Origin of the sequence: Pseudomonas sp. NFACC14 (assembly GCF_900106885.1) — a bacterium.
GTDB classification, from domain to species: domain Bacteria; phylum Pseudomonadota; class Gammaproteobacteria; order Pseudomonadales; family Pseudomonadaceae; genus Aquipseudomonas; species Aquipseudomonas fluorescens_AA.
In genome coordinates this window covers 118,994-132,544 of the sequence record NZ_FNOA01000009.1, presented here as the reverse complement: position 1 = coordinate 132,544, position 13,551 = coordinate 118,994, and the positions used below count along the sequence as shown (strand labels likewise).

Annotated in this window: 14 protein-coding genes; 4 read left to right on the top strand and 10 right to left on the bottom strand. The window is 61.4% G+C overall.

Annotated features, from left to right (window positions below):
* Positions 1–11 precede the first annotated feature (11 nt).
* The 6 genes from BLU85_RS15775 to BLU85_RS15750 form a co-directional block, all read right to left on the bottom strand.
* Entirely contained in the window at positions 12–989 is a 978-nt protein-coding gene (locus BLU85_RS15775) for a heme utilization protein (RefSeq protein ID WP_092200743.1), read from the bottom strand.
* A 59-nt stretch (positions 990–1,048) separates the two neighbouring features.
* Positions 1,049–1,642, bottom strand: a complete 594-nt coding sequence (locus BLU85_RS15770) for an adhesin (RefSeq protein ID WP_092200746.1) — start codon at positions 1,640–1,642, stop codon at positions 1,049–1,051.
* Between the two features lies 1 nt (position 1,643).
* Positions 1,644–2,090, bottom strand: coding sequence for a hypothetical protein (locus tag BLU85_RS15765; protein ID WP_092200749.1), 447 nt, complete (start codon positions 2,088–2,090; stop codon positions 1,644–1,646).
* Between the two features lie 321 nt (positions 2,091–2,411).
* A complete protein-coding gene (locus BLU85_RS15760) occupies positions 2,412–2,936 on the bottom strand; it encodes an AAA family ATPase (RefSeq protein WP_092200752.1) in 525 nt (174 codons plus the stop codon).
* Entirely contained in the window at positions 2,933–3,496 is a 564-nt protein-coding gene (pnuC, locus tag BLU85_RS15755) for a nicotinamide riboside transporter PnuC (RefSeq protein WP_092200755.1), read from the bottom strand. The genes BLU85_RS15760 and pnuC overlap by 4 nt, the downstream gene beginning before the upstream one ends.
* Before the next feature lie 178 nt (positions 3,497–3,674).
* Positions 3,675–5,309 carry a methyl-accepting chemotaxis protein gene (locus BLU85_RS15750; RefSeq protein WP_092200758.1) on the bottom strand — a complete coding sequence of 545 codons (1,635 nt, stop codon included), beginning with the start codon at positions 5,307–5,309 and terminating at the stop codon, positions 3,675–3,677.
* Positions 5,310–5,582: 273 nt separating this feature from the next.
* Here BLU85_RS15750 and BLU85_RS15745 point away from each other — a divergent pair, with 273 nt between their 5' ends.
* On the top strand, positions 5,583–6,413 hold the full coding sequence (locus BLU85_RS15745) for an undecaprenyl-diphosphate phosphatase (RefSeq protein ID WP_092200761.1): 831 nt from the start codon (positions 5,583–5,585) through the stop codon (positions 6,411–6,413).
* Positions 6,410–6,838: a DUF1294 domain-containing protein gene (locus tag BLU85_RS15740; protein ID WP_092200764.1), complete on the top strand. Its 429-nt coding sequence runs from the start codon at positions 6,410–6,412 to the stop codon at positions 6,836–6,838. Before BLU85_RS15745 ends, BLU85_RS15740 begins: the two co-directional genes overlap by 4 nt.
* Before the next feature lie 70 nt (positions 6,839–6,908).
* On the opposite strand, the gene BLU85_RS15735 is transcribed toward BLU85_RS15740, so the two are convergent.
* Both BLU85_RS15735 and BLU85_RS15730 read right to left on the bottom strand, forming a co-directional pair.
* A complete protein-coding gene (locus tag BLU85_RS15735) occupies positions 6,909–7,259 on the bottom strand; it encodes an MmcQ/YjbR family DNA-binding protein (RefSeq protein ID WP_092200767.1) in 351 nt (116 codons plus the stop codon).
* On the bottom strand, positions 7,256–8,164 hold the full coding sequence (locus BLU85_RS15730) for a LysR substrate-binding domain-containing protein (RefSeq protein WP_092200770.1): 909 nt from the start codon (positions 8,162–8,164) through the stop codon (positions 7,256–7,258). Before BLU85_RS15730 ends, BLU85_RS15735 begins: the two co-directional genes overlap by 4 nt.
* 129 nt (positions 8,165–8,293) lie before the next feature.
* On the opposite strand from BLU85_RS15730, the gene BLU85_RS15725 reads away from it, so the two are divergent.
* Both BLU85_RS15725 and BLU85_RS15720 read left to right on the top strand, forming a co-directional pair.
* On the top strand, positions 8,294–8,902 hold the full coding sequence (locus BLU85_RS15725) for an FMN-dependent NADH-azoreductase (protein ID WP_092200773.1): 609 nt from the start codon (positions 8,294–8,296) through the stop codon (positions 8,900–8,902).
* Positions 8,903–9,083: 181 nt separating this feature from the next.
* On the top strand, positions 9,084–10,121 hold the full coding sequence (locus BLU85_RS15720) for an alpha/beta hydrolase family protein (protein WP_092200776.1): 1,038 nt from the start codon (positions 9,084–9,086) through the stop codon (positions 10,119–10,121).
* Here the strand turns inward: BLU85_RS15720 and BLU85_RS15715 are convergent.
* The gene (locus BLU85_RS15715; RefSeq protein WP_092200779.1) at positions 10,115–11,308 is read right to left on the bottom strand and encodes an MFS transporter; all 1,194 of its coding nucleotides are present in this window, start codon (positions 11,306–11,308) and stop codon (positions 10,115–10,117) included. The genes BLU85_RS15720 and BLU85_RS15715 overlap by 7 nt on opposite strands.
* Positions 11,309–11,609: 301 nt before the next feature.
* A complete protein-coding gene (locus BLU85_RS15710) occupies positions 11,610–13,199 on the bottom strand; it encodes an ABC-F family ATPase (RefSeq protein ID WP_003181279.1) in 1,590 nt (529 codons plus the stop codon).
* Positions 13,200–13,551 lie beyond the last annotated feature (352 nt).

The following is a 13,551-nucleotide window of genomic DNA, read 5'->3' as shown; positions in this document are numbered from 1 at the left end:
GTGGTACTTTTTTACATGCAAGCCTTGCAGCCGGCCGCGATGGACAGCGAGTTGCTTTGCTGGTTGCCCACGCCTGCCGACACGTTGGCGCCGCCGTTACCGGAGAAGCCGTTCATGGAGTTGGTCATGGTGGCGTTGTTGATCACAGGGTTTTTCCAACCGTCGCGGGTCAGCACCTGTTGGGTGTTGCTGCCGGCCAGTTCGAAAGTCCCCACGGCGGAGAACTTGAACTTGTCGTCATCATGACCGCCGCCGTAGCCGCCTCTGTTGTCCCAGCCGCCATGATCGTTGTCTTCGGCGGTACCGGTACCTTTGGCCTTGAATGTGCCTGAGGCGCTATAGGTGCTGGTGAGCGTGTCGGTCTTGTAGGTCCGCACGCCTTTGTTGTCGACCACAAGGCCGGTGGAGGCCTGGTCGGCCGCGGCCGAGGCCTGTGCGACACGACCCCCGGATACGGCGATGGCCAGGTTGTTTTTCTGCTGGTTGAAGTTCCCGGCGGTCACGTTGATACCGATGTTGCCGGAGCCGTTGTTGCCCGCATTGGTGAGCGAGGCGTTGTTTTGCGTGGAGTTGTTCTTGACGTAGTTGTTGTTATTGACCTGCGTGGCGCTGGAGGCGGCGACAGCCGAGCCGAAGATGAAGCTTTCGTCGGCGGTGGCCAGGGCGGCGGCGTTGTCCTGCTGGTTGCCGTCGCCGCCGGCAATGTTGGCGCCCATGTTGCCGTTGCTGCCATTGAGCGAGTCTTTGGCTTCGGCGGTGTTTTTGGTGGCCTGGTTGGTCACCACGTTGCCGTCGCTGTTCTGCTCATCCAGCACCGCGGCCCCAGCCCCGGCACTGATGGAGAGCAACTGGTCCAGCGTCGGCCCTTGCTGATGCCCGTGACCATTGCCATGGCCATTATGGTTATCGTTTCCTCCAGCCTGTGCAGCCATTGCCATGACAGCGGCGAGAGCGAAAACCAATGGTTTGAGTGCCATTGTAGGTTTCATGGTGTTTCTCCTTGCGTGTCGTTGGTTAAGTGTCGGTACTTTCTTATGTAGCCCCCGGGTCAGTCAGCGACCCGGATGCTCAGGGTGTTAGCCATTCGGTTCCCCACCCCGGCGCTCTGGTTCACCTGGATTACCCCTCGGCTGCCGGTGAAGGCCTGGTCGCTGGTAACGACCTGGCGACTGCCGGTTGGGGCGCCAGTTGCTCCTGAGTTCGGTAACAACGCCACGTTCTGTTGAGACAGGGCGCTGTCGTCCATGCTCTGCGGATGAGCACTGATGCCCACCCGCATGACATTGGCCATCTGGTTGTTGGCCCCGGCGGACTGGTTGACGCCCAGCACGCCGTTGCCGTTGCTGAAGGAGTGGCCACCGATGCGGGCGGTGGTGTTCATGGAAGGGGCGGCCTGGGTGTCGACACGTTGCTGCACGTGGGTGCTTGCCTGGGCGTGGCTGCCAATGGCGATGGCCCGGGTGTTGGTTTGCTGGATCCGGTCGCCGGCCGCCTGGTTGACGTTGAAGTTGCCGGTGTAATGGCTGCCGGAATCCTGCAGGTTGGCGTTGCTGACCACCGCGACACCCGAATCGGCAAATACAGTGAAAGAGCTGAGCAGGGAAAGCACGATCAGGGCGAGTAGGAACAGCACGGGCTTCATGTCACTGTCCTCCCGCCAGCCGACCCAGCGGGGCCAGGCCGGAAGTCAACGAGCGGTTGATGGTGCCCGAGATCGCGCCACCACTACCGCCACCGTGACCGGCATTCATGCCCGGCATGCCGTTGGGGTTGGTGACCACGTTCAAACCCTGCACACCGGTATTGGGGGTGACAATGTTGCGGATCGACGAGCCGCTGGCCACGCTGGCGAACTCGCCATCGCTCAGTTCGGTGCTGGCGGTCGCTTGGTTGATTCGTGCGGAGGGGTTGGCATTGACGGTGGTCGGGTAGGGATCTTTGCCGCCGTTGCGACCGATTGCGATGGGTTGTACGTCACGGCTGAGCACGATGACGCCGTTGCCTTCGGCCTGTACTGGCAGGCTGAGCATCGCGCTGGCGGCGCAGCCGATCACTAGCAAACAGGTCAAACTTCTTTCGAAAGTCCCCACGGCATCGATTCCTTCTTCGGTGGGCTGGCCTTGGTCCAGCGTTGCGAAGTGGGAAAGAGCAGGTGTTGTGCCGTATTTTGAAATGCCTGCCAATTCAATGGGTTGGATTCAGGCATGGACGTTCAGGGAGGGATCCTGTTTCAGCGTTGAGACAGGTGCATGACGGCCAAATGGCCATCAGCCGCTCCAGGGCTCTGGATCAAGGCTTTCAGGCGAGTGTTTCAGCAGCTTGACAGTCTTGATGACAAGGGCATGAAACGGGGTTGAGTCAGGGTTTGGTGGAAGTGCGCTGTTTCAGAAGTGAAACAGATCAAGCGGCGTTCACGCTTCAAGCAGTTGGGTAACGGCTGCAAACACCTGCTGGCGGCGTTGCACCCAGTTGCCCTGAATGACCTGGAAAGGTTGCCGATGTCGCCTCAGCCAAGTCTCGATCGCTTGGAAAAACGTCAGCCGTTCCATCAGATCGGGCTGGCAACGCAAACCGTCGCCCGTCCATTCGACCTGCTCTGGGCTCAACAACAGGTGCAGGTCGTAATGACGGGCCAGCAGCGCCGGTTCGAGCCATTCCGGGCAATCGCCGAACAGGGTCTGGCTCCAGAGGATGTTACTCAACAGGTGGGTGTCGAGGATCAGCAGCGCCGGCCGATGGGCACGCGCCTCGTCTTCCCGGGCCAGCTGGCCGGAGGCGATGTCGGTGATGTCGGCCAGGCAGGTATCGCGTTGGGTCTGCTCCATGAAATGGCGCACGTACTCATCCACCCGCATTCCACCGAAGTGTTCCTGCAATTGCGCCGCCAGCCAGCTCTTGCCGCTGGACTCCGGGCCGGTCAGGACCACCACCTTCATGCGCGCAGGGCCGGGTCGGCACGCCATTCGCGCCAGCCTTGCACGGCCAGCAGGGTGAACAGGGCGTAGAGTGCGGCGGTCAGGTGCAAGCCTTTGTAGATGAACAGAGCCACGAAGATCACGTCCAGGGCGATCCACAGCGGCCAGCATTGCACGCGTTTTTGCGCCATCCACCACTGGGCCACGAGGCTGAACCCCGTGAGCGCGGCATCGAGCCAGGGCTGGGCGGCGTCGGTCCAGTGGGCCATGGCGGCACCCAACAGCAAGCTGCCCGCCGCGCCGAGGGCCAGGCCGAGCAACACCGATGGCCCACCGAGGCGGCTGACCTGGCGCCCATCATGATTGCGCCCGGCACGGGTCCATTGCCACCAGCCGTAGAGTTGCAGCACCGCGTAGACAACCTGCAGCAGCATGTCCGAGTACAACTTCACCTCGAAAAAAATCCAGCTGTACAGCAGCACCATGACCAGGCCGATCGGCCAGCACCAGGGGTTCTGCTTGACGGTCAACCAGACGGCGATCACGCCGAGGGCTGAGGCAAACAGTTCAAGCCCGGACATGGCGGTTCCTTGGGAAAGAGGAGAGGGCGGCGATTGTAAACGCTATGTGGTGGATAGCTCCACAAACCAATGTGGGAGCGAGCTTGCTCGCGATAGCGGTGGGTCAGCTTGCATCAATGCTGAATGTGCGACCGCCATCGCGAGCAAGCTCGCTCCCACAGGGATAATCCACCAATCTTTAGACTCGGAATTGCTTGAGCAACCCGTTCAACTGTTCACTCAGTGCCTTGAGGCGGCTGCTTGCCTGGCTGGATTGTTCGGCGGCCATGGCGGTGCTGTGGGACAGTCCGGCGGCCTGGGTGACGTTTTGGTTGATGTCTTCCACCACATGGGCTTGTTGCAGGGTGGCGCTGGCGATGGAGGCGTTCAGGCTGTTGAGGTTGCGCAGGGCCTGGCCGATGGCGTTGAGGCTGGCACCGGCGAGGCCGGCCTGTTCGATGGTCAGTTGCGAGGCACGGCTGCTGTCGCCGATGACTTTCACGGCGGCTTCGGAATGGGTTTGCAGGCGCTCGATCATCGCCTGGATCTCGGCGGTGGATTTCTGTGTACGCTGGGCCAGCAACCGCACTTCATCGGCGACCACCGCAAAGCCTCGGCCTTGCTCGCCGGCGCGGGCGGCCTCGATCGCGGCGTTGAGGGCCAACAGGTTGGTTTGTTCGGCGATGGAGCGAATCACCTCCAGCACACTGCCGATCTGGGTGCTTTCACTGGCCAGGGTACGAATCACTTCCACGGCTTGATCGATGGTCTGGGACAGACGGTCGATCTGCTGCAAGCTGCCATCGATGTTGACCTGGCCTTGCTGGGCCTGGGATTCGGCGTCGCGCATCTCACTGGCCGCGTGCTCGGCATTCTTGGCCACATCCTGCACGCCATAGGTCACTTCATTGATCGCGGTGGCCACCAGTTCCATTTGCTGCGACTGCTGTTGGCTGCGTTCCTGGGCCTGAGCCGCGTCGTTGCCCAATTCGCTGGATGATTGCCCCAGTGCGCTGGCCGACTCCTGCAACTGGCTCACCACCTGGCGCAATTTGGCGGTAAAGGCGTTGAAGTGCCGGGCCAGTTGGGTGACTTCGTCCTGGCCGTGGGTGTCGAGGGTGCGGGTCAGGTCGCTCTCGCCACTGGCGATATTGGCCATGGCGTTCACCGTTTCCTGCAACGGTCTGACGATGCTACGTACGATCAGGGTCAAGAACAGGCCCATGAGCAGGGTGATGACCAGGCCGACCGCCGAGGCCTTGATCACCTGGGATTGGAACTCGGCCTGGACGTCATCGATGTACACGCCCGACCCGATGACCCAGCCCCAGGGCTCGAACAATTGGACGTAGGAGGTCTTGCCCACTGGAGCCTCGGCGCCCGGTTTCGGCCAGAGGTAGTTGATCATGCCGGCGCCCTTGGACTTGGCGATGGCGACCATCTCGTTGAACAGCGCATAACCGTTCGGGTCACGGATGGCGGAGAGGTTCTGGCCTTCAAGCTTCGGATTGGTCGGGTGCATGACCATGACCGGTGTCAGGTCGTTGATCCAGAAATAGTCGCTCTGGTTATAGCGCAGGCCACGCACGGCGCTGAGGGCCTGCTTCTGGGCGGCGTCGCGGGTCAAGGTGCCAGCGGTTTCCAAGCCATGGTAGTAGGTCAGCACACCGCTGGCGGTCTGCACCACATGCTGGGTTTTTTGCACTTTTGCCTGATAGAGGTCGGTGTGGATCTGTTTAAGCATCAACGCGCCGAGCGTGAACAACATCACGATGGCCACAATCAGGATGAGCCACAAGCGTCGGCTGATCGACACACTGCGCAAGCTATTCATACGCTGTCACTCCGGTTTTTTATTCTTGTCATCAACGACGGCCGGCACTTTAGCGCCCGGCGGTTATCCATGATTGATCTGGGTCATAACGCGGCAGCGTTATCAGGGCTTGTCTGATAGGATTTCGGCCCCGCAGCGCAAAACCTGAGCCTGTTCTGATTTTTCATTGGTTTTTATTGAAAGGTCGCGGTTATTGTGCAGCCGCTGCGTGTACCTGCATGACACTTGAATATTGATAAGACCTGCATGAACAGCGTCTTTTTTGGGGGATGAATGGATTTGTGGACCGCCTTTTCGGCACTGATTCTTGGCGTAGTGGAAGGCTTGACGGAATTTCTGCCGATTTCCAGCACGGGGCACCAGATCATTGTCGCCGACTTGCTCGAGTTCGGTGGCGAACGAGCGATGGCATTCAACATCATCATTCAGCTTGGCGCGATCCTCGCGGTGGTCTGGGAGTTTCGGCGCAAGATCTTCGACGTGGTGCTGGGCCTGCCGACGCAACCCGGCGCCCGCCGGTTTACCGCCAACCTGCTGATCGCTTTCCTGCCCGCCGTGGTCCTGGGCGTGCTGCTGGCCGACTGGATCCACCACTATCTGTTCAACCCGGTCACCGTAGCCGCCGCGCTGGTGGTGGGCGGTGTGGTGATGCTCTGGGCCGAGAAGCGCCAGCACCAGGTACACGCCGAAACGGTGGACGAGATCTCCTGGAAGGATGCGTTGAAGGTCGGCCTGGCCCAGTGCATTGCGATGATCCCGGGCACCTCCCGTTCCGGTGCGACCATCATCGGTGGCTTGCTGTTTGGCCTGTCGCGTAAAACCGCTACCGAGTTCTCGTTCTTCCTGGCGATGCCCACCATGGTCGGCGCGGCCGTCTACTCGGGCTACAAGTACCGCGAACTGTTCGTCCCGGCGGATTTCCCGGTGTTCGCCATTGGTTTCGTCACGGCGTTCATTTTCGCCATGATCGCGGTCAAGGGCCTGTTGCGGTTCATCGCCAGTCACAGCTACGCCGTGTTCGCCTGGTATCGCATCGCCTTTGGCCTGTTGATCCTGGCCACTTGGCAGTTCGGCTGGGTGGACTGGACCGCCGCCAAGCCATGAACGATTCAGGCGCCCATAAACGCGCAGGGGGCAATGGCGGCGGCGTCGTGCAGCACCTGCGGCTCAAGCTGATGGTCTTTGCGCTGGTCTGCGCCTTGCCGCTGTTCGGTTCGCTGCTGTTCGGGCTGCGGGCAGTGTCGTGGGTGCCGATGGCAGCCTACGGCATCGTCAGTGTGGTGGCGTTCCTGTTGTACTGGAGCGATAAGCGCAAGGCGCGCGCCGACGCCTGGCGCACCCCGGAGAACGTGCTGCATGCACTGGAGCTGGCCGGCGGTTGGCCTGGAGCCTTGCTGGCCCAGCAGCTGTTTCGCCACAAGACCCGCAAAGTCTCGTTCCAGGTGGTGTTCTGGTTCATCGTACTGTTGCACCAGGTGTTCTGGATCGACCAGTTGTTCCTGGGCGGTTATCTGCTGGCGTTGTCCTAGACAACCAGCTCGACTTCAAACCTGTGGGAGCGAGCTTGCTCGCGATGGCGGCGGGTCAGTCGCGCCGCCACTACAGCAACAACCCGACCTGGGTACGCTTCGGTAATTTGCCGACCACCAATTGGTGCGAGCGTTGCAGCAGGCCACGCAGTTCTTCGGCCCCCAGCGGGTAGGGCACCTGCATGATGATCCACTGGGCCCGTGCCAGGTAAGGCGCGGGGTGAATGCCTGGCCGGTCGCAGTGACCCAGGAACAGATCCTTGTCGACCTTGAACGCCAACGAGTCGCCCCGCAGGCCCTGAAGAGCGAACATCTTGTTCCCGGCGATGGAAAACACCCGCACGCCGCCCCATTTGTAGTCTTCCCTGGCTCCGGGCAAGCCCAGGCAGAACTGCGCGACATCCTCTTCGCTCAAACTCATAGCGTTCTATCTCCACAGCCCTCGAAGGCTTCCACCAAATGATCGATCCAGGCGCGCACTGCGGGCAACATGCCGCGCCGATGCGGGTAGACCGCCTGTAGCCAGCCGTCGGGCAACGACCATCCAGGCAGCAGTTCCACCAGTGTGCCGTCCAGCAATTCCTGCTCGCAATACATGCTCGGCAATAAAGTGAAGCCCAGGCCGGCGAGGGCGCAGGCCCGGCGCACAATGAAGTCATCGATGCCCAGGCGGGCCTCCAGGCTCAGTTCCACACGCTGTCCATCGCTCTTGACCAGACGCAGATGCACCAGGCGATCGGCTTCCAGGGCCCCCAGCACCGGCAACGCCTCCAGATCGTCCGGGGTCTCGATCCGCCGTCCTTCGACGAAGGCCGGGCTGGCCACCAGCATCAGTCGTGCCCGGCGCAAACGCCGGGTCATCAACAGCGGGTCTTCGTCCCCCAGGTCACGCACGCGCAATGCCACGTCGATGCCTTCGCCGATCAGGTCCACCCGCCGGTTGAGCAGGGTCATGTCCAGTTGCACCAAGGGATATTTCACCAGGAAGGTTTCGATCACCACCGGCAGGAACTGGTGGGCCAGGCCCACGGGGCTGGACACCCGCAATCGGCCACGGGGCTCGCTGGACATGCTCGCCACCGCTTCGTCGGCCATCTCGGCCTCCAGCAACATGGCCTGGCAATGGCGCAGATAACGTTCGCCGACCGCCGTCAGTTTCAACTGGCGGGTGGTGCGCTGGAGCAGCCGCGCGCCCAGGCGCTCTTCCAGCTCGGCGATACGCCGCGACAACCGCGATTTGGGAATGCCCAGCAAGCGCCCGGCCGCCGCGAAACCGCCGGCTTCGACGACTTTGGCGAAGTAATACAAGTCATTGAGGTCTTGCATGGTGAACTCGATTGTCCTGTCAGTGGGACAAACTATCGCATTTATGCTGACTTATCGATCATTGTCTTCATCGATAGGATGGTCGCCAATTGATCGCCTGGTTGCGGTCCTCATTTGGAGAGCACTGATATGAAACTGCTGCACATCGATTCGAGCATCCTCGGCGACAACTCCGCTTCCCGCCAATTGAGCCGTGAAGTGGTTGAAGCCTGGAAAGCCGCCGAGCCAGGCATCACCGTCACTTACCGTGACTTGGCCGCCGACGCCATCAGCCATTTTTCCGCCCAGACCCTGATCGCCGCCGGTACCAGCGCTGAACTGCGTGACGCGGCCCTGAAGCACGAAGCGGATCTCAGCGCGTCGGCGATGGCCGAGTTCCTGGCCGCTGATGCGGTGGTCATCGCCGCTCCAATGTATAACTTCAGTATTCCGACCCAACTCAAGGCCTGGATTGACCGCATTGCCGTCGCCGGCCAGACGTTCCGCTACACCGAAGCCGGTCCGGAAGGCCTGTGTGGCGGCAAGAAACTGGTGATCGTCTCCACTGCGGGCGGCTTGCATGCCGGTCAACCGAGCGGCGTGGGGCATGAGGAATATCTCAAGCTGTTGTTCGGTTTCCTTGGCATCACCGATATCGAATTCGTCCGAGCCGAAGGTCTGGCCTACGGTGACGACATGCGGACCAAAGCCATGAGCGAAGCCACGTTGCAGATCGGCCAGCAGTTCGCCGCTGCGTAAAACCTGCGTAAAGGCAGCAAGCGCTTCGGGCAACCTTCGCAAAACCCTGTATTCTCGTCGTCATTGGATGGCTGGGATGCAGGGTTTTGCTGCATTCGGCGTCGGGGATTCTGGCGCAGGTTATGCACGGCCAAGCGTGCGAGCGACGGGGCCTTCCCGGGCGCTGAAGGTGGAAGATTCGATGACACGTTTTGGTGCAGTGCTGCTGCTTTGCTGGTTAGCCAGTCTCGGTTCCGTGCAGGCCGCACCGGGGCCGCATCCGCATTGGAGCGCTGGTTTCCATGAACTGAGCTTTCTCGATCCGCTGGACCGGCAGCCGATGCACGCCATCGCCTTCTATCCGTCCACCGACCGGGAACAATCCAGCCTGCTGGGTGGCTACCAGATCGATGCCGCGCCGGACGCCCAGATCGCCATCGGCCGCTTCCCGCTATTGATGTTGTCCCATGGCAACACCGGCACGCCGTTGGCCCTGCATGACCTGGCCACCTCGCTGGCGCGCAAGGGGTTTGTCGTGGTGGCGGTGATTCATCCCGGCGACAATGCCCAGGATCACAGCCGGCTTGGCACCCTGAGCAACCTGTACGGGCGGCCGATCCAGATTTCCGAAGCCATCACCGCAACGCTCAATGATCCGATGCTGTCGCCGTTCGTCAACGCCGGGCAGGTCGGGGTGATCGGCTATTCGGCCGGTGGCGAAACCGCGCTGATCCTGTCCGGTGCGACGCCGGACCTCAATCGTCTGCGCCGCTACTGCGCGGAGCGGCCGGACGATCGTGACGCCTGCAACACCCAGGGCGAACTGATCGCCGACCGCGATGACCTGCAACCCGTGGCCGACCCCAGGGTCCGGGCGCTGCTGCTGATGGCGCCGTTGAGCCTGAAATTCGGTCGTCATACGTTGGCCGATGTCCATGTGCCGGTGCTGCTGTACAGCGGCGATGGGGACAAACTGGTGGCTTTCGACAAGAATGCCGCCGCCTTGGCCCGTAAGCTGCCCACCGCTCCGGATTTCAAGACCTTGGCCGGCGCGGGCCACTTTGTCTTCCTGGCGCCGTGCACCGAGGAGCAGATCGCCGCGATGCCAGCGCTCTGCACGGATGCCGACGGTGTCGATCGCAAGGACATCCACCGCACCATGATTTCCGAGGCCAGCCGCTTCTTCGGCGAGGCCTTGGGCAAGCCGACCCGGGCAGGGATGAAGACGGCCGATCAATAAAGGGCGTTTGTCGCTCGGCGACGCAGCAGCAGGGTCAGGCCCAGGCCGGTGACCGACAGCAAGGCGGCACAGAAGAATATCGACGAATAGCCCAGGTTCAATGCCACCGCGCCCATCAGCGGGCCGGCAATCGCCAGCGCCAGGTCAAAGAACACCGCGTAGGCGCTCAGGCCCGCGCCACGGCTGGTGTTGGGCACTTGCTTGATGGCCTCCACCCCCAGCGCCGGATACACCAGCGACAACCCGAAGCCGGCCAATCCGGCGCCGACCAGGGCGAACGGGGTGGACGGCGCGAGCCACAGCAATGCCAGCCCGAGGGTTTCGATGCTCATGCAGGCAATGGCCGAGTTGAAGCCACCGAAGCGGGCGATGCTGGAAATGAACAGTAACCGCGCGAGGATGAAGCAGACGCCGAATACTGTCAGGCACCATGCCGCGCCGGTCCAGCCGCGGCTGATGTAAAACAGGGTGATGAACGTGGTGAGCGTGCCGTAGCCGATCGACGCGAGGCTCAGGCCCGCCCCGAACGGCGCAATGCGCGCAAACACCGCCCAGAAAGGCAAGCGCTCGCCACGAATGACCGGCACCGACGGCTTGTTGCGAATCATCAACAGCGCAACGCCCGCCAGCAACGACAACGCAATACCCAGGCTGGCGAAACCCAATTCACTGACCATCACCACCCCCAACGGAGCGCCAATAGCGATGGCCCCGTACGAAGCGATGCCGTTCCAGGAAATCGAGCGGGCCGTGTGTTCAACCCCCACCTGGCCCATGCACCAACTGATGGTGCCCACGCCAATCAGCCCCTGGGCCACGCCGAGCAGCAAGCGGCCGGCGATCAGGATCAACAGGCTGGGTAGCGCAAAGCTTTGCAGCAAGGTCGAAATCAGCGTCAGCGCGCCGCTGAGCACAATCCCCGACAGCCCGTAGACGATTGCCCGCTTGGTGCCGACGCTGTCCGACAACCGCCCGGCCATGGGGCGGCTGAGCAAGGTCGCCAGATACTGTGAACCGATGGTCAGCCCGGCCACCACCGCGCTGGAGCCCAATTGTTCATGGACATATCCGGGCAGCACGGCAATCGGCAGGCCGATGCAGAGGAAGGCGATGAAGGTGTAGAACACGATGGAGACGATCTGCAGGGTGATCGACAGGGAACTGGGGGCAGAGGAGGGCGTAGGCATGGGGCTCGTTCGCGGGCGGCGGTAAGAGAACCTCATCATGGCGCGAGGAGGGCGTAAAAGAAAGCAGGCTAACTAAATGTGTTGATGCAAGCGGATTTTCGATTTGAGGTCACCACAGATCCCTGTGGGAGCAAAGCTTGCTCGCGATGGCGGAGGGTCAGTTTGCATTGATGCTGCAATGTGCCACCGTCATCGCGAGCAAGCTCTGCTCCCACAACCCTGTGAGCTTGGAATGCAAAAGCCCCGTCACAGTGGACAGGGCTTTTTACTTGCCGCTTGAAGCTTGCAACTCGCAGCGCCCTTAGAACACCACACCCTGGCTGCGCAGGTAGTCGTCATAGGTGCCGCTGAAGTCGACCACGCCGTCGGCGCTCAGTTCGATGATGCGGGTGGCCAGGGACGATACGAACTCCCGGTCATGGCTGACGAAGATCAAGGTGCCCGGGTAGTTTTCCAGCGCCAGGTTCAGCGCTTCGATGGATTCCATGTCCAAGTGGTTGGTCGGTTCGTCCATGACCAGCACGTTTGGCTTCTGCAGGATCAACTTGCCGAACAGCATCCGGCCCTGTTCACCACCGGAAATGACCTTGACCGACTTGAGGATCTCGTCGTTGGAAAACAGCATGCGGCCCAAGGTGCCACGCACCAGTTGTTCGCCGCCCTGGGTCCACTGGCCCATCCAGTCGAACAGGTTGACGTCGTCTTCGAAGTCATGGGCATGGTCCTGGGCGTAGTAGCCCAGTTCCGCGGCGTCGGTCCACTTCACGGTACCGGCATCCGGTTCCAGTTCGTTGACCAGGGTACGCAGCAAGGTGGTCTTGCCGATACCGTTCGGGCCGATGATCGCTACGCGCTCACCGGCTTCGACAGTGAAGCTGAAGTCCTTGAACAGCGGCTTGCCGTCGAAGCCCTTGGCCATGCGTTCGACAATGACCGCCTGGCGGTGCAGTTTCTTGGTCTGCTCGAAACGGATGAAGGGGCTGACGCGGCTCGATGGCTTGACCTCGGCCAGCTGGATCTTGTCGATCTGCTTGGCGCGGGAGGTGGCCTGCTTGGCTTTCGAGGCGTTGGCCGAGAAACGGCTGACGAACGACTGCAGTTCGGAAATCTGCGCTTTCTTCTTGGCGTTGTCCGACAGCAGTTGCTCCCGGGACTGGGTCGCCACGGTCATGTACTCGTCATAGTTGCCCGGGAACAGGCGCAGCTCGCCGTAGTCCAGGTCCGCCATGTGGGTGCAGACACTGTTCAGGAAGTGACGGTCGTGAGAGATGATGATCATCAGGCTCGAACGCTGGGTCAGCACGTTTTCCAGCCAGCGGATGGTGTTGATATCCAGGTGGTTGGTCGGCTCGTCGAGCAGCAGCACTTCCGGGTCGGAGAACAGCGCCTGGGCCAGCAGCACACGCAGTTTCCAGCCTGGCGACACTTCGCTCATCGGGCCGAAATGCTGTTCGATGCCAATCCCCAGGCCCAACAGCAGTTCACCGGCGCGGGATTCGGCGGTGTAGCCGTCCATCTCGGCAAATTCGGTTTCCAGCTCGGCCACGGCCATGCCGTCTTCTTCGGTCATTTCCGGCAGCGAATAGATGCGGTCGCGCTCGGCCTTGACCTTCCACAGCTCTTCGTGACCCATGATCACGGTGTCGATCACGGTGAATTCTTCGTAGGCGAACTGATCCTGGCGAAGTTTACCCAGGCGCACGTTCGGTTCGAGCATGACCTGGCCGCCGGACGGCTCGAGGTCGCCGCCGAGGATTTTCATGAAGGTCGACTTGCCGCAACCGTTGGCACCGATCAGGCCGTAGCGGTTACCCGCGCCGAACTTGACAGAGACGTTTTCGAACAGTGGCTTGGCGCCGAACTGCATCGTGATGTTAGCTGTAGAGATCAAAGGTTTATCCTGCGGAACATTCAGAGTAGCTAAGGGTGCGGCAGTACCTGTTCAGTACCTGTTTGCGCACGTTCCGACCGCGCAAAGGCGTCGTGGTCGCAAGCGCAAGGGTCCATCCGGCATAAGAGGACAGCAGCATACGGAGCGCCTGGCCCGGCAGACGTACGCCGAAGCCGCGATTTGCGGTATCGGCCAAAGGGGGCGCGTGATAATTGGCGGCGATTGTACTGATCTGGCCGCATAAACGATAGGGGATTGCCCGGGCAAGACAGTTTTTCACAACTTTGGGATAACTTTTGCTTACAACCTGTGGCTAAAATGCCATCTCACCCGATGCCATCTCCCTTGCCGC